The sequence below is a fragment of the Streptococcus mitis genome (assembly GCF_047464945.1).
Classification (GTDB): Bacteria; Bacillota; Bacilli; order Lactobacillales; family Streptococcaceae; genus Streptococcus; species Streptococcus mitis_EA.
Genome location: NZ_JASHAX010000004.1, coordinates 40,273 through 61,756, shown reverse-complemented (window position 1 = coordinate 61,756; position 21,484 = coordinate 40,273). Strand labels below are relative to the sequence as shown.

At 42.6% G+C, this 21,484-nt stretch carries 24 protein-coding genes; 18 read left to right on the top strand and 6 right to left on the bottom strand.

Features of this window, described 5'->3' with window-relative positions; all coding sequences use genetic code 11:
* Positions 1-152: 152 nt before the first annotated feature.
* Genes QM424_RS05870 through QM424_RS05855 form a run of 4 tightly spaced genes read left to right on the top strand, consistent with a single transcriptional unit; the run spans position 153 to position 3,659 of the window.
* On the top strand, positions 153-1,199 hold the full coding sequence (locus QM424_RS05870) for a FecCD family ABC transporter permease (protein ID WP_261090532.1): 1,047 nt from the start codon (positions 153-155) through the stop codon (positions 1,197-1,199).
* A 1-nt stretch (position 1,200) separates the two neighbouring features.
* The gene (locus tag QM424_RS05865; protein WP_261090533.1) at positions 1,201-1,956 is read left to right on the top strand and encodes an ABC transporter ATP-binding protein; all 756 of its coding nucleotides are present in this window, start codon (positions 1,201-1,203) and stop codon (positions 1,954-1,956) included.
* 19 nt (positions 1,957-1,975) lie between these two features.
* Positions 1,976-2,986: an ABC transporter substrate-binding protein gene (locus tag QM424_RS05860; protein ID WP_414393608.1), complete on the top strand. Its 1,011-nt coding sequence runs from the start codon at positions 1,976-1,978 to the stop codon at positions 2,984-2,986.
* Positions 2,967-3,659 carry an alpha/beta hydrolase-fold protein gene (locus QM424_RS05855; RefSeq protein ID WP_414393606.1) on the top strand — a complete coding sequence of 231 codons (693 nt, stop codon included), beginning with the start codon at positions 2,967-2,969 and terminating at the stop codon, positions 3,657-3,659. Before QM424_RS05860 ends, QM424_RS05855 begins: the two co-directional genes overlap by 20 nt.
* 43 nt (positions 3,660-3,702) lie before the next feature.
* Here QM424_RS05855 and QM424_RS05850 read toward each other — a convergent pair whose 3' ends face one another.
* Positions 3,703-4,452, bottom strand: a complete 750-nt coding sequence (locus QM424_RS05850) for a lysophospholipid acyltransferase family protein (protein WP_414393604.1) — start codon at positions 4,450-4,452, stop codon at positions 3,703-3,705.
* A 133-nt stretch (positions 4,453-4,585) separates the two neighbouring features.
* On the opposite strand from QM424_RS05850, the gene QM424_RS05845 reads away from it, so the two are divergent.
* The 6 genes from QM424_RS05845 (at position 4,586) to QM424_RS05820 (ending at position 11,690) form a co-directional block, all read left to right on the top strand.
* Complete coding sequence (locus QM424_RS05845; RefSeq protein WP_414393602.1) at positions 4,586-6,922, top strand: cation-translocating P-type ATPase; 2,337 nt, start codon at positions 4,586-4,588, stop codon at positions 6,920-6,922.
* A 100-nt stretch (positions 6,923-7,022) separates the two neighbouring features.
* Positions 7,023-7,700, top strand: a complete 678-nt coding sequence (locus tag QM424_RS05840) for a tRNA (adenine(22)-N(1))-methyltransferase (protein ID WP_261090543.1) — start codon at positions 7,023-7,025, stop codon at positions 7,698-7,700.
* Positions 7,687-8,484 carry a Nif3-like dinuclear metal center hexameric protein gene (locus QM424_RS05835; protein ID WP_414393599.1) on the top strand — a complete coding sequence of 266 codons (798 nt, stop codon included), beginning with the start codon at positions 7,687-7,689 and terminating at the stop codon, positions 8,482-8,484. The genes QM424_RS05840 and QM424_RS05835 overlap by 14 nt, the downstream gene beginning before the upstream one ends.
* A gap of 16 nt (positions 8,485-8,500) precedes the next feature.
* Positions 8,501-9,604 (top strand): NAD(P)/FAD-dependent oxidoreductase, encoded by a 1,104-nt coding sequence (locus QM424_RS05830; protein ID WP_261090549.1) that lies wholly within the window; start codon positions 8,501-8,503, stop codon positions 9,602-9,604.
* A gap of 99 nt (positions 9,605-9,703) precedes the next feature.
* The gene (gene galE / locus QM424_RS05825; RefSeq protein ID WP_261090550.1) at positions 9,704-10,723 is read left to right on the top strand and encodes a UDP-glucose 4-epimerase GalE; all 1,020 of its coding nucleotides are present in this window, start codon (positions 9,704-9,706) and stop codon (positions 10,721-10,723) included.
* A 1-nt stretch (position 10,724) separates the two neighbouring features.
* On the top strand, positions 10,725-11,690 hold the full coding sequence (locus QM424_RS05820; protein WP_261090552.1) for a glycosyltransferase family 2 protein: 966 nt from the start codon (positions 10,725-10,727) through the stop codon (positions 11,688-11,690).
* Positions 11,691-11,740: 50 nt separating this feature from the next.
* Here QM424_RS05820 and QM424_RS05815 read toward each other — a convergent pair whose 3' ends face one another.
* Positions 11,741-11,947 carry a ferredoxin gene (locus tag QM424_RS05815; RefSeq protein ID WP_261090554.1) on the bottom strand — a complete coding sequence of 69 codons (207 nt, stop codon included), beginning with the start codon at positions 11,945-11,947 and terminating at the stop codon, positions 11,741-11,743.
* Between the two features lie 51 nt (positions 11,948-11,998).
* Between QM424_RS05815 and QM424_RS05810 the strand changes: the two genes are divergently transcribed.
* The 8 genes from QM424_RS05810 to QM424_RS05775 all read left to right on the top strand — a co-directional run bounded on the left by QM424_RS05810 (position 11,999) and on the right by QM424_RS05775 (position 17,721).
* Positions 11,999-12,466, top strand: a complete 468-nt coding sequence (locus QM424_RS05810; protein ID WP_000410181.1) for an SAG1386/EF1546 family surface-associated protein — start codon at positions 11,999-12,001, stop codon at positions 12,464-12,466.
* Between the two features lie 8 nt (positions 12,467-12,474).
* Complete coding sequence (gene cmk / locus QM424_RS05805) at positions 12,475-13,146, top strand: (d)CMP kinase (RefSeq protein WP_261038476.1); 672 nt, start codon at positions 12,475-12,477, stop codon at positions 13,144-13,146.
* A gap of 129 nt (positions 13,147-13,275) precedes the next feature.
* On the top strand, positions 13,276-13,614 hold the full coding sequence (locus tag QM424_RS05800) for a zinc ribbon domain-containing protein YjdM (RefSeq protein ID WP_141230732.1): 339 nt from the start codon (positions 13,276-13,278) through the stop codon (positions 13,612-13,614).
* 2 nt (positions 13,615-13,616) lie between these two features.
* The gene (locus QM424_RS05795; protein WP_414393593.1) at positions 13,617-14,246 is read left to right on the top strand and encodes a Pr6Pr family membrane protein; all 630 of its coding nucleotides are present in this window, start codon (positions 13,617-13,619) and stop codon (positions 14,244-14,246) included.
* A 275-nt stretch (positions 14,247-14,521) separates the two neighbouring features.
* Positions 14,522-15,673, top strand: coding sequence for an MFS transporter (locus QM424_RS05790; protein WP_414393591.1), 1,152 nt, complete (start codon positions 14,522-14,524; stop codon positions 15,671-15,673).
* 96 nt (positions 15,674-15,769) lie between these two features.
* Positions 15,770-16,519 carry a tRNA pseudouridine(38-40) synthase TruA gene (gene truA / locus QM424_RS05785; protein WP_414393589.1) on the top strand — a complete coding sequence of 250 codons (750 nt, stop codon included), beginning with the start codon at positions 15,770-15,772 and terminating at the stop codon, positions 16,517-16,519.
* A complete protein-coding gene (locus QM424_RS05780) occupies positions 16,509-17,282 on the top strand; it encodes a bifunctional hydroxymethylpyrimidine kinase/phosphomethylpyrimidine kinase (RefSeq protein ID WP_414393586.1) in 774 nt (257 codons plus the stop codon). The genes truA and QM424_RS05780 overlap by 11 nt, the downstream gene beginning before the upstream one ends.
* Positions 17,260-17,721, top strand: coding sequence for an ECF transporter S component (locus QM424_RS05775; protein WP_414393584.1), 462 nt, complete (start codon positions 17,260-17,262; stop codon positions 17,719-17,721). Before QM424_RS05780 ends, QM424_RS05775 begins: the two co-directional genes overlap by 23 nt.
* A gap of 189 nt (positions 17,722-17,910) precedes the next feature.
* Here the strand turns inward: QM424_RS05775 and QM424_RS05770 are convergent, their stop codons facing one another.
* The 4 genes from QM424_RS05770 to murT form a co-directional block, all read right to left on the bottom strand.
* Positions 17,911-18,117: a hypothetical protein gene (locus tag QM424_RS05770; RefSeq protein ID WP_414322644.1), complete on the bottom strand. Its 207-nt coding sequence runs from the start codon at positions 18,115-18,117 to the stop codon at positions 17,911-17,913.
* A gap of 17 nt (positions 18,118-18,134) precedes the next feature.
* On the bottom strand, positions 18,135-19,217 hold the full coding sequence (locus QM424_RS05765) for a M24 family metallopeptidase (RefSeq protein ID WP_414393581.1): 1,083 nt from the start codon (positions 19,215-19,217) through the stop codon (positions 18,135-18,137).
* 126 nt (positions 19,218-19,343) lie between these two features.
* Positions 19,344-20,126, bottom strand: a complete 783-nt coding sequence (gatD, locus tag QM424_RS05760; RefSeq protein ID WP_414393578.1) for a lipid II isoglutaminyl synthase subunit GatD — start codon at positions 20,124-20,126, stop codon at positions 19,344-19,346.
* On the bottom strand, positions 20,126-21,469 hold the full coding sequence (gene murT, locus QM424_RS05755) for a lipid II isoglutaminyl synthase subunit MurT (RefSeq protein WP_120769918.1): 1,344 nt from the start codon (positions 21,467-21,469) through the stop codon (positions 20,126-20,128). The genes gatD and murT overlap by 1 nt, the downstream gene beginning before the upstream one ends.
* Between the last annotated feature and the right edge of the window lie 15 nt (positions 21,470-21,484).

Sequence of the window (21,484 nt, the reverse complement as noted above, 5' to 3'; positions counted from 1 at the left end):
CTAGATATACTCAAGTATGATCTTCTGTTGCGGTTTTTGACACTGTAAAAGCAACTATATTCATTTTTCTCATCTTGTTCCATTGTTGAAAATATGGTATACTTTTCATGAGAATTTTCTAAAATTTTAATATTCTATCAAAGGAGGTTTGCATGCTTTCCAAATTTTCTGGAAGCCGACAGGACCTGCAATTTGTATTGCTTTTAGGTATTTTACTAGGTGTTTTAGGAATTTCCCTCTTTCTAGCAGTTTCAATGGGATCCGTTGCGATTCATCTAAGCGATACCTATCGGATTATTTTGAGCAGGTTGGGATTTCCTCTTGAGATAGGAGAGGTTTCCAAGTCTACTCTTGCCATTGTATGGAACATGAGATTCCCCCGAGTATTGTTAGGCTTGATAGTTGGGGCTGGTCTTTCTATGTGTGGTAGCGTGATGCAGTCTACAGTGAACAATCCTATCGCAGAACCTTATGTCTTAGGAATCTCTGCGGGTGCAACTTTAGGGGCAACCTTGAGCATCATTCTTGGTTTAAAAGTGATGATTAGCCTTGGAGCTTTTCTTGGAGCTATCTTGGCAACAATTGCTGTTCTCATCATTGCCTCTATGCAGGGAAGGATGACGACTTCTAGTCTGATCTTATCAGGAACGGTGGTCAACGCTCTCTTTCTGGCTTTTTCAAACTTTATTATCTCAGTTGGCGCTAATGCGGACAGTGTGATGACCATTAAGTTTTGGACCATGGGTTCGCTTGCTGGGACTTCCTGGGCAGACTTGGTTCTGCCAACTATAGTAGTAGGAATAGCCTTTCTATTTTTCGCTACTCAGTATCGTGTTTTCAATGCGATGATGATGGGAGATGAGGCTGCTTTAACTTTGGGGATTCCCTTACGCTTTTATTGGTATCTTTATGTGACCATGGTGGCTGTGCTGACAGCAGTCTTAGTGGCAACCTGTGGGATTATTGGATTTGTCGGTCTGATTACTCCACATTTAGCTCGAGGGTTAGTAGGAACGAATTACAGGAGACTTTTTCCTGTTGCAACCTTGCTGGGTGCCCTCTTTGTCATCTGGGCAGACGTACTCTCTCGTATCATCATTCCAAATGCTGAGTTGCCTATTGGTATTTTCACAGCCTTAGTAGGTGCTCCCTTCTTTATCTACATTGTTGGAGGTAGGAGAAGGGAGGTGAGGGTCTGATATGGACTTGATTTGTCAGGATATCCATTTTGGACTAGGAGAGAAAAAAATCCTCAAAGGAGTCTCTCTTAAGGTTGAAGGGAATCAATTTCACACGATATTAGGACCAAATGGAAGCGGGAAAACCAGTCTACTTAAACTCCTCTATCGTCAGGAAAAGGCGGACAAAGGATTGATAAGTCTAGATGGAAAGCCTCTGGAACAATGGACGCTCAAAGAAACAGCCAAGCAAATGGCAGTTGTGACCCAGTTTAACCAACTGCAGTTTGATTGTACAGTTGAAGAAATCGTCTTGCTGGGAAGAACTCCCCACCTCTCTTTTTTACAGAAGGAAGGGGAAAGAGATTATGCCCTCGTTCAAGATGCTCTCGTTAAGGTGGATATGCTTGAGAAGAAAACTCGTCTCTATTCGTCCCTGTCAGGAGGAGAGAAACAGCGAGTCTTGTTAGCCCGAGCCTTGGCGCAAGAACCGACTATCTTGCTCCTAGACGAACCAACCAATCACCTGGATATCAGGTATCAGCTAGACTTGTTAGCCATTGTGAAAAATCTCAAGGTCAATGTTCTAGCTGTCCTACATGATATTCAACTTGCTTGTCGCTATTCGGATTATCTCTATCTGATGAAAGAAGGAGAAATCCTTTACCAAGGGACTCCAAAGGAGACCATCACCCCTGAGTCATTGCAAACTGTATACGGAGTTCAAAGTCAGGTGACTTGGACCGAGGATCAGCAAGCCATGATTCACTATTTATAAGAATGAAAAGGAAAACAAGATGAAAAAAACACTAAGCATTTTACTGGTAACAGTAGCTACTCTAACCATGGCAGCTTGTGGTAACACTACTACAGAAAAAGCTACCACACAATCTAGCACAGAAACAAGTCAAAAGGCCATCGCAGAGACGACTTATCCACTAACGGTCAAAACCTATGACGCGAAAGGGAATGAAGTCGAACAAGTTTTTGACAAGGAACCTGAAAAAGTTATCACCAACAATCTTTCAACCACTGAAATCTTATTGGAGTTAGGCTTGAAGGATAAAATTGTTGGTATGCTCAATCCAGACAATGCTGTGACGGACAAATACAAGGACGCGATTGCGACTATTCCTCAAATTGGGGATAAAAAAACAGTCTCACAAGAGACAGTCCTCTCTTATGAGCCAGATGCTGTGATGGGTCGAAACATGATGTTTTCTGAAAAATCCTTGGGGACAGTTAGCACTTGGAATGAAAATAAAATCCCAGTTTATACGCAAAAAGCTTCTCTCTCAACAATTCAGCAAGATTTGGGGAATATCGTAGAAGATGTAAAAAATCTTGGAATGATTTTTAATGTGCAGGACAAGGCCAATGAATACGCGGCCCAATTACAAACTAAAATTGACGCTGTTAAGAAAGCAAACCCAGCAAGTCAAGGTGAAAAGAAAAAGGCTTTGATTATGGTTGCTTATAATGATGAAACCTTCGGTGCCTATAAGTCTGCTTTGCAAGAAAGTTTGTTGAACCAACTTGGTTATACCAACGTTGCTACGGGGACATCAGGCTTGACCTTGGAAAATCTTGTGTCAATGGATCCTGAATTGATTATCTATGTAACCAGCGATCGCAATAAAAAATTGGATGAAAAAGCAGTAGAGTTGATGAAGGCAAATGCTGTTTTGGAAAGCGTTCCTGCTATTAAGAATCAAAAAATTATGACCATCTCTTACGATGAATTGATGGACTATGGTCCAGCAGTGATTGATTCCCTTGAGAAAATCAATGACTTTATCAATAAATAATGAGTTTGATTGGGAAGGAATTCAAGTCAAAATCAGCCTTCCTTCTAACTACACCCCCAATCAAATCTATCCGGCTATTTTATTGAATGATGGAAACTTGGATTTCTTATCGTCCCTTTCCGAATCTGTGATTTTAGTGGGCTTGATCTCTAAAGATCGCTTAGACGACTACACACCCTGGAAGGTAGCTGCTCTGAGAGATGGAGCTCCAGATTTTGGCGGTCAGGCCAACGCCTATCATGATCATTTATTTGGAGGTCTTTTAGATAAGTTGCAGTCGCTTTATCGACTGGATGAAGCACGCCTTGCCTACGGAGGTTATTCACTAGGTGGTTTGGCGGCAGTCTACAGTCTTTTCAGCTTTGACAAGGTTTCCTGTGTCTTCTCCATATGCGGTTCCTTTTGGTATCCTGATTTTGTGACTTACTGCAAGGCAAAAACAGTGAAAAATCTAGACTGTTTGCTGTATTTACAAAATGGTCAAACAGAAGGAGCACACCATACTAATCGCTTGGCTCAAGCACCAGTCTATGCTGAGCAGATCCATACCAGTCTTCAGGAACGCTATCCGAACTGTCAGTTTGTCTTTGACCCTTATGGACATCATGAACAAGTAGCTGAACGATTCCTAGCTTTTTCCAGCTGGTTGGCCCAAAAATGGAAAATCGAATAAAAGATTTATCCCTTGGCTTTTGCCAAGGGATTGTTGTATTTATTTAAGCAAGTTTTTCTCTTTTCTTATCTGGATTCCATACGAAGCTCGCGATAAAGCTAAAGATAATAGTTAGGATAGCGAGGATAATGGCAAGGATGAGGGCAGGTATGCGAATAAACCACCAGAGTGGGTTTGGTTTTTTATCATTATGCCATTGTTTCGTTTCTTCGTCCAAACGTTGGAATTCTGCTTGAATGCGATTGGCGACTGTTTCAATGCCTTCATCATTCATTTTCTTGATATCTGAGATATCGATTGGATTTCCAAAGTTCATATCGACACGTTCACGGCTAACCAAGCCTTTCAAGGTCATGGGACCTGTGTAGGTAACCGGCATGATACGGACCTTGGCCATTTTGGCAATCAGAGCTACGCCACCTTTTACATCGTTTGAGTGACGGCTCCCACTTGGAAACATGATGAGAGAGCGGTCACTTTTTTTAAGGACGTTGATAGGGTATTTGATGGCTGAGGCGCTAGGATTTTCACGGTCGATAGGAAAAGCACCACACATACGAATCCACCAACCAAAGATACGGTTGGCAAAGAGTTCTTTTTTGGCCATGAAGATGAATTGTTTTGGCTTGGTCGCAAAGGCCATGTAAACTGGATCCCACCAAGTGCGGTGAGGCGCAACCAAAATATAATTTTCATCTTGATTAGGAATTTTATCAGTATTATGATAATGGGCATTGCCATTGATGGACCATAGGAGCAAGACAACCAATCCACGTAAATAAGTATAAAACATGCGATCTCCTTCGATTATTTTCTTGTTATTATTATACCTTATCAAAGGAGGGCTGGCAAACTTTTTCTATTTGTAATAAGTATATTTAGGATGAGATTAGTATTCTATCATAAAAAATGATATGATAGAATTTATGGATAAAAATAAGATTATGGGATTAACCCAAAGAGAAGTCAAGAAAAGACAGGCTAAGGGCTTGGTCAATGATTTTACTGCTTCGGCCAGTACCAGCACTTGGCAAATCGTTAAACGAAATGTCTTTACCCTTTTTAACGCTTTGAACTTTGCCATTGCTTTGGCCCTTGCCTTTGTGCAGGCTTGGAGCAATCTGGTCTTCTTTGCCGTTATCTGCTTTAACGCTTTTTCTGGAATTGTCACCGAGTTGCGGGCTAAACACATGGTGGACAAGCTCAATCTCATGACCAAGGAAAAGGTCAAAACTATTCGTGATGGTCAAGAAGTGGCTCTGAATCCTGAAGAATTGGTGTTAGGAGATGTCATTCGTTTGTCTGCAGGAGAGCAGATTCCTAGTGATGCCTTAGTTTTGGAAGGCTTTGCGGAGGTTAATGAAGCCATGCTAACGGGGGAAAGTGATTTGGTGCAAAAGGAAGTTGACGCCTTGCTTTTGTCTGGAAGTTTCTTGGCTAGTGGGGCAGTTTTAGCTCAAGTTCACCATGTCGGTGCAGACAACTATGCTGCCAAACTCATGCTGGAAGCCAAAACAGTGAAACCCATCAACTCCCGTATCATGAAATCTCTGGATAAACTAGCCGGTTTTACTGGGAAGATTATCATTCCCTTTGGTCTAGCTCTCTTGCTAGAAGCCTTGCTTTTAAAAGGCTTGCCTCTCAAGTCGTCCGTTGTAAATTCATCGACAGCTCTTTTGGGAATGTTGCCTAAGGGAATCGCCCTTTTGACCATTACTTCGCTCTTGACTGCGGTGATTAAGCTGGGCTTGAAAAAGGTTTTGGTGCAGGAGATGTATTCTGTTGAGACCTTGGCACGCGTGGATATGCTCTGTTTGGATAAGACGGGCACCATCACCCAAGGAAAGATGCAGGTGGAGGATGTTCTTCCTTTGACCGAAGAGTATGGAGAGTCAGCGCTTGCTAGCATCTTGGCCAGCTATATAGCCCATAGTGAGGATAAAAATCCAACAGCTCAAGCTATTCGAAAGCGTTTTGTGGGAGAAGTTACTTATCCTATGATTTCGAATCTCCCCTTCTCGAGCGACCGCAAGTGGGGAGCTATGGAGTTAGAAGGTTTGGGAACAGTTTTCTTAGGGGCGCCTGAGATGTTGCTGGCTTCTGAGGTCCCAGAAGCCAGAGAGGCCTTGGAGAGAGGTTCACGTGTCTTGGTCTTAGCTCTCAGTCAGGAGAAATTAGACCATCACAAACCACAAAAACCATCTGATATTCAGGCTCTAGCCTTGCTGGAAATCTTGGACCCGATTCGAGAGGGAGCAGCAGAGACGCTGGACTATCTCCGTTCTCAGGAAGTGGGGCTCAAGATTATCTCTGGTGATAATCCAGTCACTGTTTCAAGTATTGCCCAAAAAGCAGGTTTTGTAGACTATCAGAGCTATGTAGATTGTTCGAAAATCACGGATGAGGAATTGGTTGCTATGGCTGAGGAGACAGCTATTTTCGGACGGGTTTCCCCTCATCAAAAGAAACTCATCATCCAAACGCTGAAAAAAGCGGGGCATACAACAGCTATGACAGGGGACGGGGTCAATGATATCTTGGCCCTTCGTGAGGCGGATTGTTCCATCGTAATGGCGGAAGGGGATCCAGCGACTCGTCAGATTGCCAATTTGGTTCTCTTGAACTCAGACTTTAATGATGTTCCTGAGATTCTCTTTGAAGGTCGTCGTGTGGTCAATAACATTGCCCATATCGCACCGATTTTCTTGATAAAGACCATCTACTCATTCTTGCTCGCAGTCATCTGTATTGCTAGTGCTCTTCTGGGACGGTCTGAATGGATCTTGATTTTCCCCTTCATTCCGATCCAGATTACCATGATTGACCAGTTCGTGGAAGGTTTCCCACCATTCGTTCTGACTTTTGAGCGAAATATCAAACCTGTTGAGCCAAATTTCCTCAGAAGATCCATGCTTCGTGCCCTACCAAGTGCTCTCATGGTTGTCTTCAGTGTTCTTTTTGTGAAAATATTTGGAGCGAGTCAAGGTTGGTCTGAGTTAGAAATCTCAACCCTCCTCTATTATCTCTTGGGATCAATTGGTTTCTTATCCGTATTTAGAGCCTGCATGCCATTCACTCTCTGGCGTGTCCTCTTGATTGTTTGGTCAGTAGGAGGCTTCCTAGCCACAGCTCTCTTCCCAAGAATTCAAAAACTGCTTGAAATTTCAACCTTAACAGGACAAACATTACCTGTTTATGGTGTCATGATGTTGGTCTTTATCGTGATTTTCATCCTGACTAGTCGCTATCAAGCCAGAAAATAAAGAAAGGCTGCAATCTGTGGATTGTGGTCTTTTTAGGTACAAGATTGCCAGCTGAAATGTGGTATAATAAGAGGTAATAGAGTTTGGAAAGTGAGAGAAGATGATTTCAAAGAGATTAGAATTAGTGGCTTCCTTTGTGCCACAGGGAGCCATTTTACTCGATGTGGGGAGTGACCATGCTTATTTGCCTATCGAGTTAGTCGAAAGAGGACAAATCGAAAGTGCCATTGCAGGTGAAGTTGTGGAAGGCCCCTATCAGTCTGCGGTCAAAAATGTTGAGGCTCACGGCCTAAAGGAGAAAATCCAAGTTCGTTTAGCCAATGGCTTGGCAGCTTTTGAAGAGGCAGACCAAGTGTCTGTCATTACCATAGCAGGGATGGGCGGCCGTTTGATTGCTAGGATTTTAGAAGAAGGCTTGGACAAGTTAGCTAACGTAGAGCGTTTGATTCTCCAGCCCAATAATCGTGAAGACGACTTGCGTATTTGGTTGCAAGACAATGGCTTTCAGATTGTGGCAGAAAGCATTCTAGAAGAAGCTGGTAAGTTTTATGAGATTTTGGTGGTGGAAGCAGGACAAATGAAGTTATCAGCCAGCGATGTCCGCTTTGGTCCTTTTTTGTCCAAAGAAGTCAGCCCAGTCTTTGTCCAAAAATGGCAAAAAGAAGCTGTTAAGCTAGAGTTTGCCCTCGGACAAATCCCAGAAAAAAATCTGGAGGAACGTCAAGTTCTAGTGGATAAAATTCAAGCCATCAAGGAGGTTCTCCATGCTAGCAAGTGAAGTAATTAACGCATATGAAGCCTTTTGCCCTCAGGAATTTTCAATGGAGGGAGACAGTCGTGGCCTGCAAATTGGAACTTTGGACAAGGATATCCAAAGGGTTATGGTGGCTCTCGATATTCGTGAAGAAACGGTGGCTGAAGCCATTGAAAAGGGTGTGAACTTGATTATTGTCAAGCACACGCCGATTTTCCGTCCCATCAAGGATTTGATATCCAGCCGTCCACAAAATCAGATTTACATTGATCTCATCAAGCATGACATTGCAGTGTATGTCAGCCATACCAACATTGATATCGTTGAAAATGGTCTCAATGACTGGTTCTGTCAGATGCTAGGCATTGAGGAGACGACCTATCTACAGGAGACAGGCTCTGAACGTGGGATTGGACGTATTGGGAATATTCAGCCTCAGACATTTGGGGAACTAGCCCAACATGTTAAGCAAGTCTTTGGTTTAGATAGTCTTCGATTGGTGCATTATCAAGAGAATGACTTGCAGAAGCCTATTTCAAGAGTGGCCATCTGTGGTGGTAGCGGGCAGTCTTTCTATAAGGATGCTTTAGCAAAAGGGGCGGATGTCTATATCACTGGTGACATCTACTACCATACTGCCCAGGATATGCTGTCTGATGGCTTGTTGGCACTGGATCCAGGACACTATATCGAAGTGCTGTTTGTGGAAAAAATCGCAGAGCTTCTTAATCAATGGAAAGTAGAAAGTGGCTGGACTATTGATATTGTACCTAGTCAAGCATCGACCAATCCTTTCCACCATATCTAGTTAGAAAGTGAAAACAATGAAAAAAATTGCCATTATCGGAGCCGGGATTGTGGGTGCCACAGCTGCCTACTACCTCTCGAAAGAAAGTGACCTAAAGGTGACCGTTTTTGACCATGGAAAAGGTCAGGCTACCAAGGCAGCAGCTGGAATTATCAGCCCTTGGTTTTCAAAACGCCGCAATAAGGCCTGGTACAAGATGGCGCGCTTAGGGGCTGACTTTTATGTGAATTTGTTGGCTGATTTAGAGAAGTCAGGTCAGGAAATCGACTTTTACCAGCGTTCGGGAGTCTTTCTCCTGAAAAAGGATGAATCCAAGTTGGAAGAACTCTATGACCTAGCCCTCCAGCGCAGAGAAGAGTCTCCCTTGATAGGGCAATTAGCCATTTTAGACCAAGCGTCTTCAAATGAATTATTCCCTGGCTTGCAGGGATTTGACCGCTTGCTCTATGCTTCTGGTGGAGCGAGAGTAGATGGCCAACTTTTAGTAACTCGTTTGCTGGAAGCCTGTCAAGTCAAACTGGTCAAAGAAAAAGTGACTCTGACACCTTTAGCATCAGGATATCAGATTGGTGCAGAGGTGTTTGATCAGGTCATTTTGGCGACGGGAGCTTGGTTGGGGGATATGTTAGAACCCTTGGGTTATGCTGTGGATGTTCGTCCCCAAAAAGGACAACTCCGAGATTATTGGCTTGCCCAAGACATGGAATCTTATCCTGTGGTTATGCCAGAAGGGGAGTGGGATTTGATTCCTTTTGCAGGTGGGAAATTGTCCTTAGGTGCTACTCATGAAAATGACATGGGATTTGATTTGACGGTAGATGAAACCTTACTCCAGCAAATGGAGGAGGCAGCCCTGCCTTGCTATCCTAGTTTAGTAGAAGCTACCAGAGCTGGTGAGCGTGTGGGAATCCGTGCATATACCAGTGATTTCTCTCCTTTCTTTGGAGAGGTTCCAGAATTGTCAGGTGTCTATGCAGCCAGTGGACTAGGTTCATCAGGCCTCACAACGGGTCCTATCATTGGTTACCACCTAGCACAACTGGTCCAAAGCAGGGAATTGACCTTGGACCCAGCAAACTACCCAATTGAAAACTATGTCAAACGACTAAAAATCGAATAAATATTTTACTGAAATTTTAGCTTAGCTTCTAGGATGGCAAATGACATTCCCTATCAAAAATGGTAAAATAAGAAAAAATCCGAGAATCGAGGAAAGAAGATGCAAGAAAAGATTTTGGTAACGGGTGGAGCAGGTTTTATCGGAACCCACACTGTTATTGAGTTAATCCAAGCAGGTCATCAAGTTGTTGTGGTGGATAACCTTGTTAATAGTAACAGAAAAAGTTTAGAAGTTGTTGAGAGAATTACAGGAGTTGAAGTGCCTTTCTATGAGGCAGATATCCGTGATACAGATACCCTCAGAGACATTTTCAAACAAGAAGAACCAACAGGAGTCATTCACTTTGCTGGTTTGAAGGCTGTTGGCGAATCAACACGTATCCCTCTTGCCTATTATGACAACAATATCGCAGGAACTGTTAGCCTTTTGAAAGCTATGGAAGAAAACAACTGTAAAAACATCATTTTCAGTTCTTCTGCGACAGTTTACGGTGATCCGCACACAGTACCCATCTTGGAAGATTTCCCACTTTCAGTGACCAATCCATATGGCCGTACTAAGCTTATGCTTGAGGAAATTTTGACAGATATCTACAAGGCAGACTCAGAGTGGAATGTTGTCTTGCTTCGTTACTTTAACCCAATCGGAGCGCATGAGAGTGGTGATTTAGGAGAAAATCCAAATGGTATTCCAAACAATCTTTTGCCATATGTAACTCAAGTAGCTGTTGGAAAATTAGAGCAAGTGCAAGTGTTTGGAGACGATTACGATACGGAAGACGGAACTGGTGTTCGTGACTATATCCACGTTGTCGATTTGGCTAAAGGTCACGTTGCAGCTCTGAAAAAAATCCAAAAAGGTTCAGGCCTAAACGTTTATAACCTTGGAACAGGGAAAGGCTATTCTGTTCTTGAAATTATCCAAAATATGGAAAAAGCGGTGGGACGTCCAATTCCTTACCGTATCGTAGACCGTCGCCCAGGTGATATCGCAGCCTGCTATTCAGATCCTGCAAAAGCCAAAGCAGAACTCGGTTGGGAAGCAGAACTCGACATCACCCAAATGTGTGAAGACGCATGGCGTTGGCAAAGCAAGCATCCAAATGGATTCGAAGACTAAGATGGTGATATCAATCATTGTCCCCTGTTTAAACGAAGAGGAAGTACTTCCTCTTTTTTATCAGGCTTTGGAAGCTTTACTTCCAGATTTGGAAACAGAAATCGAGTATGTCTTTGTCGATGATGGATCAAGTGATGGAACCTTAGAACTTTTAAAGGCTTATCGGGAGCAAAATTCGGCAGTTCATTATCTTTCTTTCTCACGAAATTTCGGCAAAGAAGCAGCCTTCTATGCAGGCTTACAATATGCGACAGGAGATTTGGTGGTGGTGATGGATGCAGACCTTCAGGATCCTCCTAGTATGTTGCTTGAGATGAAAAACTTACTAGACCAAAATGCAGATTTGGACTGTGTAGGAACACGAAGAACCAGTCGAGAGGGAGAACCCTTCTTTCGCAGTTTCTGTGCTAATCTCTTTTACCGCCTTATGCAAAAAATTAGCCCAGTAGCCCTTCCGTCAGGTGTCCGTGATTTTCGCATGATGAGAAGATCTGTAGTAGATTCCATTTTAAGCTTGACTGAGTCCAATCGTTTTTCTAAAGGGCTTTTTGCCTGGGTCGGCTTTAAAACCCATTATCTGGACTATCCCAATGTCGAAAGGCAGGCTGGTAAGACCAGTTGGGGTTTCAGGCAACTCTTTTTTTACTCCATTGAAGGGATTGTTAATTTTTCAGATTTTCCCTTAATTATCGCTTTTGCGGCTGGTCTCCTATCTTGTTTTCTTTCTCTGCTAATGACCTTTTTTGTTGTGGTTCGGACTCTCATTTTGGGCAATCCGACATCTGGTTGGACCTCTCTGATGGCTGTTATTCTCTTTCTTGGAGGCATTCAACTCTTGACCATTGGGATTCTCGGCAAGTATATCAGTAAGATCTATCTAGAGACTAAAAAAAGACCACTTTATCTTATCAAAGAAAAAAGTGACCTTCCTGATTTTACAGAAAAAAATAAAGTGAAAAGACTATAATTTTACATGGAAATGTGCTAAACTAGAGGGAGTGGATTATCGCCATTGATTTAGGCTTCCTGGTTTCCAATCAGGGCGCGAGTTGGGCAATTTTTAACAGCCTCTAAGACGTCCTGGCTAGGAGAAATTTCTTTTTCCAGCTGGTCAGGATCATCGTAAAAACGCACGATTCCATTATCGTGGTAATCAAATAAATCAGAATAAGTTTGGCAAAGCCCACAGGCGATACATCGTTCAGGTATAAGTATGATTTTCATGTTCATATTTATATTGTAATAAGAAAAGTAAAAAAAAACAAGGAGTAGGGTATGGAAAAAGAACCGTGGCAAGAAGATATTTATGATCAAGAAGAATCAAGAGCAGAGCGTCGTAAGAGAACTCAAGGCAGAGATGTAGTGGCCAATCGTGTCTTGACGATTTTAGCTAGTATTTTCTTCGTGATTGTAGTCGTGATGATTATTGTTCTTATCTATCTATCAACGGGGGGGAGTAATCGCACAGCAGCCTTGAAAGATTTTCACGATTCAGATGCAAATGTAGTACAGATTTCATCTTCTAGTAGTTCCCAGCCTGAACAGAGTTCAGAATCTTCTTCTGAACACTCGGAGGAAGCTACAGATCCAGAAGGGACGACAAAAGTCTTAGCTGGAGAAGGAGAAGCAGCCATTGCAGCTCGCGCTGGGATTTCGATTGCTCAGTTAGAAGCCTTAAATCCTAGTCATATGGCTACAGGGTCTTGGTTTGCTAATCCAGGTGATGTTGTCAAAATAAAATAGGAGTTGATATGAAAACAATTCAAATTGCTATTGACGGCCCTGCTTCAAGTGGTAAGAGTACGGTCGCAAAGATTATTGCCAAGGATTTTGGATACACCTACCTAGATACAGGTGCTATGTATCGTGCAGCGACTTATATGGCTCTTAAGAACCAATTAGGAGTGGAAGAGATTGAGGAGCTTTTAGCCTTGTTGGACCAGCATCCAATCAGTTTTGGACGTTCAGAAATTGGAGAACAGCTTGTCTTTGTAGGGGATGTGGATATTACCCATCCTATCCGTGAAAATGAAGTGACCAATCATGTTTCTGCTATTGCAGCAATTCCTCAAGTACGTGAGAAACTAGTTTCTCTCCAACAAGAGATTGCCCAGCAAGGTGGGATTGTCATGGATGGTCGCGATATTGGGACTGTTGTATTGCCACAAGCAGAATTGAAAATTTTCCTAGTAGCTTCTGTTGATGAGAGAGCAGAACGCCGTTACAAGGAAAATATTGCCAAGGGAATTGAGACAGATCTTGAAACCTTAAAAGAGGAAATTGCTGCGCGTGACTACAAGGATAGTCATCGTGAGACTTCACCTCTCAAACAAGCAGAGGATGCTGTCTACCTTGATACAACTGGTTTGAACATTCAAGAAGTAGTTGAAAAAATCAAAGCAGAAGCTGAAAAAAGAATGTAAATGTAGAAAAGCCGATAGATTGATATCGGTTTTTTCTAAATTTGTCAAAATGCTGATTTTAAGGTATAATAGTTGCTGTTCGAGAAATTTTGATTTTCAAAGAATAGTGAATGATGATAAGGAGAAACCATGAACAACTTACCAAATTGCCCAAAATGTAACTCAGAGTATGTCTACGAAGACGGTGCCCTACTGGTTTGCCCAGAGTGTGCTCATGAGTGGAATCCTGCTGAAGTTGCAGAAGTAGAAGAGGGCATTGTCGCTATCGATGCCAACGGAAATAAATTGGCTGATGGTGATACAGTAACCCTCATCAAGGATTTGAAAGTAAAAGGTGCGCCAAAAGATTTGAAACAAGGGACGCGCGTGAAAAATATCCGCATTGTAGAAGGCGACCACAATATCGACTGTAAAATTGATGGCTTTGGTGCCATGAAACTCAAATCAGAGTTTGTGAAGAAAATTTAAGCATGTCAAAACACTATAAACTTGTATTTTATAGCCGTATCTTCTTGTTTCTAGCGGCTTTTACGGGAGTTTATCTTGAAATCGCCAAGCATGGTGGATTTGGGATGTTGCTCTATTATACGGTTCTGTCCAACCTTTTAGTCGCGATTTTTACGCTCTATCTCCTAAAGGTTATGAGCCGTTTAGGTGAAAACTGGCAAAGGCCAAGCTTCTTGCGCTTAAAAGGTGGAATCACTATGAGTATCATGATTACCTGTGTGATTTACCATTTCCTCCTGGCGCCCATTGCTACTAATTTCTATACCCTAGAAAATTTCCTTTGCCACTATATCGTTCCCCTCTGGTTTTTAGCGGATACCCTCTTTTTTGACAAACAGGGTCAATACAAGATTTGGGATCCAGTTGTGTGGACGATTTTACCCTTGCTGTATATGATTTTTGCTCTTTTCAATGGTTTGGTACTGAAACTTGATGTTCCTAATTCTAAGGTCAGTCCCTTCCCTTACTTCTTTTTGAATGTGAACAAGGGTTGGGATGTCGTGTTCAAGTGGTGTCTGATTATCTTTGTTGCCTATATGGTGGCAGGATTTATCTTCTACTTTATTAAGCAAATCAAGAGAAAGTCATCCTAATACTCTTCGAAAATCTCTTCAAACCACGTCAGTTTCGCCTTGCCGTATATATGTTACTGACTTCGTCAGTTCTATCTGCAACCTCAAAACCATGTTTTGAGCAACCTGCGGCTAGCTTCCTAGTTTGCTCTTTGATTTTCATTGAGTATAAGATACAAGGGATTCATTTTCGAGTTTAAGAAGGAGTCTATACACCAAAGAGGCTTCTTCTTTTCTTGCTTATTTGATAACTATCAAAAAATTAGAAGATTAAGAGAAATATAGAAAGAGATTTCATGAAACAATTTTTAGAACGGGCCAGTATTTTGGCTCTCTCCCTCGTTTTGATTACATCCTTTTCCATCTCGAGTGCCCTGCCAGCCATGTTTGACTATTATCAGGGGTATCCTAAGGAACAAATTGAGCTTTTAGCGAGCTTGCCTTCCTTTGGGATCATGATCATGTTACTACTAAATGGTTTCTTAGAAAAAATATTTCCTGAGCGCTTACAGATTAGTTTGGGCTTGTTGATTTTATCACTCAGCGGTACAGCTCCCTTCTGGTATCAAGCCTATCCCTTTGTCTTTGGAACACGGATTCTTTTTGGTTTGGGTGTTGGGATGATTAATGCTAAGGCAATTTCTATTATCAGTGAACGCTATCAAGGGAAAACGCGAATTCAGATGTTAGGGCTACGTGGTTCTGCAGAGGTTGTTGGAGCTTCTCTCATTACCTTGGCAGTCGGCCAGTTGTTGGCATTTGGTTGGACAGCTACTTTCTTAGCCTATAGTGCTGGATTTTTGGTGCTGACCCTTTATCTGCTCTTTGTCCCTTATGGAAAAGAAAAGAAAGAAGTCAAGAAAAAAGCGAAGGAAGCAAGTCACTTAACTCGAGAAATGAAAGGCTTGATTTTTACCCTAGCTATAGAAGCAGCAGTGGTAGTTTGTACCAATACAGCTATTACCATCCGTATTCCAAGTTTGATGGTGGAAAGAGGACTTGGAGATGCCCAGTTATCTAGTTTTGTTCTTAGTGTCATGCAGTTAATCGGGATTGTGGCTGGTGTGAGTTTCTCTTTCTTGATTTCTATCTTTAAAGAGAAACTGCTCCTCTGGTCTGGTATTACTTTTGGCTTAGGGCAAATTGTGATTGCACTGTCTCCATCCTTGTGGGTGGTAGTGGCAGGAAGTATTCTGGCTGGTTTTGCCTACAGTGTAGCCTTGACGACGGTCTTTCAACTTGTCTCTGAAAGAATTCCAGCTAAACTCCTCAATCAAGCAACTTCATTTGCAGTTTTAGGCTGTAGTTTCGGAGCCTTTACGACCCCATTCGTTCTAGGTGCAATTGGCTTACTAACTCACAATGGTATGTTGGTCTTTGCTATCTTAGGATTTTGGTTGATTGTAACCTCTGTCTTTGTCATGTACCTACTTCAAAAGAGAGCTTAGGATTGATTCCTAAGTTTTCTTTCGGGATTTTTGTACCCAGACAATATTTGTTTTAGACCCTTGTTTATAGATTATTTTCTTGATAAAATAGAAGTTATGACAAGATATAAAGCAACTATTTCCTATGATGGTTACGCCTTTGCTGGTTTTCAGCGCCAGCCTCATGCGCGTAGCGTTCAGGAAGAAATTGAAAAAACCTTGACTAGATTGAATAAGGGGAAAGCCATCACTGTTCACGGTGCTGGTAGAACTGATAGTGGGGTTCATGCCCTGGGACAAGTGCTTCATTTTGACCTACCTTATCAGATGGATGAGGAGAAGCTCCGTTTTGCTTTGGACACTCAGTCTCCTGAAGATATTGATGTGATTTCAATTGAGCTTGTGGCGGATGATTTTCATTGTCGTTATGCCAAGCATAGCAAGACCTATGAGTTTATCGTGGATAGAGGACGTCCCAAAAATCCGATGCGCCGTCACTATGCCACCCACTTCCCTTACCCACTTGATGTGGAGAGGATGCAGGAGGCCGTCAAAAAGCTAGAAGGAACCCATGATTTCACTGGCTTTACAGCCTCTGGGACTAGTGTAGAGGATAAGGTTCGCACTATTACAGAAGCCAGTCTTAGGGTTGATGAGACAGGCCAGTTTTTGACTTTTACCTTTTCAGGAAATGGTTTCTTGTATAAACAGATTCGCAATATGGTGGGGACGCTACTCAAAATTGGCAATAACCGCATGCCAGTAGAGCAGATTGACCTCATCTTGGAGAAGAAGGACAGGCAACTTGCAGGTCCCACTGCAGCACCTAATGGTTTGTATTTAAAGGAGATTCGTTATGAAGAATAATCGTATTTTAGCACTTTCAGGAAATGATATTTTTAGTGGTGGTGGTTTGTCAGCTGATTTATCAACCTATACCTTGAACGGCTTGCATGGCTTTGTAGCAGTGACTTGTTTGACAGCTTTAACAGAAAAGGGCTTTGAAGTCTTTCCAACTGACGAAACCATTTTTCAACATGAATTAGATAGCTTGCGTGATGTGGAATTTGCGGGGATTAAGATTGGTCTTCTCCCTACTGTTAGTGTGGCTGAGAAGGCATTGGACTTTATCAAGCAACGCCCAGTAGTGCCTGTGGTTCTGGACCCTGTCTTGGTCTGCAAGGAAACGCACGACGTAGCAGTTAGTGAACTCTGTCAAGAACTGATTCGTTTTTTCCCTTATGTCAGTGTGATTACACCTAATCTTCCTGAAGCAGAATTATTGGCTGGTCAGGAAATTAAAACCTTGGAAGACATGAAGGCTGCAGCACAGAAATTGCATGAATTAGGAGCGCCAGCAGTTATTATCAAGGGAGGCAATCGACTTAGTCAGGACAAGGCTGTAGATATCTTTTATGACGGACAAAAATTTACAGTCCTAGAAAATCCTGTCATTCAAGGGCAAAATGCTGGTGCAGGTTGTACCTTTGCCTCTAGCATTGCCAGTCACCTAGTCAAAGGTGATGAACTTTTACCAGCAGTAGAAAGCTCTAAGGCTTTCGTTTACCGTGCCATTGCACAAGCAGATCAGTATGGAGTAAGACAATATGAAGCAAACCAAAACAACTAAAATCGCCCTTGTATCCCTATTAACCGCCCTCTCTGTGGTTCTAGGTTATTTCTTAAAAATCCCAACACCGACAGGAATTCTAACTCTTTTAGATGCGGGTGTTTTCTTTGCGGCCTTCTACTTTGGTAGTCGTGAAGGGGCTGTAGTAGGAGGACTAGCAGGTTTCTTGATTGACCTCTTATCAGGCTATCCTCAGTGGATGTTCTTTAGCTTGGTCAACCATGGCTTGCAGGGATTTTTCGCAGGATTTAAAGGAAAAACACAGTGGTTAGGCCTTATCTTAGCAACGGTTGCCATGGTAGGGGGCTACGCCTTGGGTTCTACTTTGATGAATGGCTGGGCTGCAGCCCTACCAGAAATTTTACCAAATTTCATGCAAAATATGGTAGGGATGATTGTAGGATTTATTATTAGTCAAAGTATCAAGAAGATTAAGTAATACTCTTCGAAAATCTCTTCAAACTACGTCAGCTTCCATCTGCAACCTCAAAACATTGTTTTGAGCAACCTGCGGCTAGCTTCCTAGTTTGCACTTTGATTTTCATTGAGTATAAATAGGCTGAGTCAAAAGTCTTAAAAATCAGAAAAACGCATAGTATCAGGTGTTGAAAACTTGATATTATGCGTTTTATTGTGGGAAGATTTTATACTCTTCGAAAATCTCTTCAAACCTCGTCAACGTCGCCTTGCCGTAGATATGGTTACTGACTTCGTCAGTTCTATCCACAACCTCAAAACAGTGTTTTGAGCTGACTTCATCAGTCTTATCTACAACCTCAAAACAGTGTTTTGAGCAACCTGCGGCTAGTTTCCTAGTTTGCTCTTTGATTTTCATTGAGTATTAGATGAATATTAATCAAAATAAAGCAAGTCTTTGCTGGTGCTTGTAAAGAGGTCAAAGCCATCCTTGGTAACAACACCGCAGTCTTCAATACGGACACCGACTTTACCAGGGATATAGATACCTGGTTCAACAGAGAAGCACATGCCTTCTTCGATGACCATGTCGTTTCCTTCCATGATAGATGGGAATTCGTGGACATCCATACCGATACCGTGACCAAGACGGTGGTTGAAGTACTCACCGTAACCAGCTTTTTCGATGACCTCACGGGCAGCACGGTCCACTTCATGGGCAGTCACACCTGGTTTGATAAAGTCAAGAGCAGCTTGTTGGGCTTCGAGGGTCAAGTTGTAAATATCTTTCTTGAATTGGTCTGGTTTGCCGACAGCGACCGTACGAGTCATATCTGACGCATAGCCGTTGACTAGAACACCAAGGTCAAAGAGGAGAAGGGCGTTATTTTCAACTTTGTTTGCTGCTGGAATACCGTGTGGATTTGCAGCATTATTACCAGTCAAGACCATGGTATCAAAACTCATTTCATAACCTTCACGCTTCATGGCAAAGTCGATTTGAGCGATGATATCTGTCTCCGTCTTATCAAGAGAAATATTGTCAAAACCAACCTTAACAGCCTTGTCCGCATAGAAACCTGCAACCATCATTTTTTGCACTTCATCAGCTGATTTGATGAGGCGCATGCGTTGGATACGAGGAGTGAGGTTTTCAAACTCAGCAGTTTCAAAGACTATTTTCAAGCCATGGTATTTTGTCAAGATGAGATTGTCAAACTCAACAGCGACCCGTTTGAAGTCAAGTTGTGGAAGAGCATGTTTCATTTTTTGCCATGGATTTTCAGAATCCACATAGCCCACAACTGGGAAGGAAACAGTGCTAGTAGCACGCTCAACCTCAAGGGCTGGGACAAAGAGGAGGGGTTCCTGATCCGCTAGGACAAAAAGGAACATTTGGCGTTCATGGGGATCACTGTAAAAGCCAGTGAGGTAATTGATTGTGACGGGGTCAGATACGACAGCGACGTCTAGTTTTTCTGATTCAAGATATGTTACGATTTGTTGTAATTTAGACATATGCTACCTTCTTTCTACCCCTCTATTTTGGCAAAAAAAGAGAGAAAATGCAAGGGAGAAGGGTAAAAGAAAAGACAAAAAAACTCCGACAAGATAACGGAGTTCTTTGATATAGTTTCACTTTGTTTAAGAAAAGTCAGCCTTGCTTTTGACGTCGCTGTATTCTTCAGCGATTTCTTGGCTGAGGATGTCCTCATAAGCAGGGAGTTGAATGTCCTGACCATATTTCTTCTTGAGGGCAGTAGTGACTAGGCGATAAGCAAGATTGGCATTGCGAGAGAGGATAGGCCCGTGGAAGTAGGAACCAAAGACATTCTTATAATGAACCCCTTCGCCGACCTTTTCTTCGTTGTTTCCATTTCCATAGACAACCTGTCCCAGCGGTTTTTGGTCGTCAGAGAGGAAGGTACGGCCCTGATGATTTTCAAATCCATAGTAGGTTTCATCGAAATCTTCATTATGAATCTTGATGTCACCGATAAAGCGATTATTGGTCTGGTTGAGGGTGTAGTGGCCCATGACCCCTAGCCCTTCGATGCGTTTACCTGAAGCTTCAACATAATATTGGCCCAATAGTTGGAAACCACCGCAGATAGCCAGAACCACACCGTCGTTTTGGATGTAGTTGTCAATGCTCTCTTTTTTAGCAGGTAGGTCGTCTGCAATGATACTCTGTTCAAAGTCTTGACCACCACCGAAAAAGGCAATGTCGTAGTGATTTTCATCAAAGTCATCATGGAGAGAAACGATGTCAACCGTCACATGGGCCCCCAGCTTTTCGGCCACATACTTGAGCATGAGGATGTTTCCATTGTCCCCGTAGGTATTCATGAGGTTTCCATAGAGGTGGGCAATGTTGAGCTGATAAGGGTAATTGCCAGTTTTTGAGGAAAGTGAAGTATAAACCATTAGTTCATCTCCTTTCTAACAATCTGACGACTAGCCAGCAGTTCGCGGAATTCCAGCATAGCAGTATAGGTAGCTAGAATATAAGCATGCTTACAGTCTTGGTTTTCAATGGTTTTAAGAACTTGTTCCAGACTACTTGTTTCAGTGATTTTCTCAGCTGGATAGCCAGTCACTCGAAGACGGCGTGCGATTTCAGAATGACGAACGCCGCCAGCATTGATTTCAGGAATGTCCATGTCCGTGATTTGTTCAAAATCAGCATCCCAGATCCAGCTGGTATCAATACCGTCTGCATAGTTGGCATTGAGGAGGACAGATAGGCTAAATGGATAAGGTGCTAGTTTAATCATTTCGATAGCTTGGGTAGCACCGACTGGATTTTTAATCAAGACAAGGGTACATTCTTTATCACCGATATGGAAGGTCTCCTGGCGTCCAAAGACAGCACGACTCTTGTCAAATCCCTGCTTGATGAGTTGTGAATCTGCACCGAGGAAACGGGCGATAGCCACCGCAGCAAGGGCATTGTAGATATTGTAGAGCCCACCGATTTGAATTCCGTATTCTTGGCCGTCAATGACAAAGCGAGAGCGATTGTTGGTCAACTCAACCAGTTCTGTCAAGCGATAGTCTAGATCAGGACGTTTACATCCACAACCTTCACAGATATAGGCACCCAAGTTTGCATAGGTATTGTGCTCGTATTTGAGGATGCCTTGACAGTCAGGGCAGAGAATACCTTCAGTATTGTAGTGAGCCAGTTGGGCTGGCCCTTTCTCCAAGTCAAAACCAAAATACTGTACAGGATTTGGAATAGCTGGCTTGTAGAAAAGCGGACTGTCACCATTGAGGAGAACAGTAGCTGTAGGCACCTTACGAATGGCATCCAAAATCATCTTGTAAGTTGTGTAAATCTCACCATAGCGGTCCATCTGGTCACGGAAGATATTCGTAATGACAAAAAGGCTTGGCTGGATATAGTCACAGATACGAGATAGACTGGCTTCGTCGATTTCGAGGACGGCAATGTTTTTCCCAGTTTTAGAAGATTTGGCTGTTAAGAAGGTTGTCGCAATCCCTGTAATCATGTTGGCACCGCTTGGGTTGGTCAGAACTTGACCATAAACCTCTTTTAAAATGCCGACAGTCAGGGCAGTTGTTAAGGTTTTTCCATTGGTTCCAGTGACCACGACAATCTCGTAGTTTTTAGCAAGGTTTTGTAAAATATCTTTATCAAATTGAAGGGCAAGTTTTCCTGGGAGCGTGCTTCCACGGCCAAGATGGCTTAAAACGAAGTGGGAAGAACGCCCAGCAAGAAGGCCCAAAGTAGTTTTTAATTTCATGTTTCTATTATATCA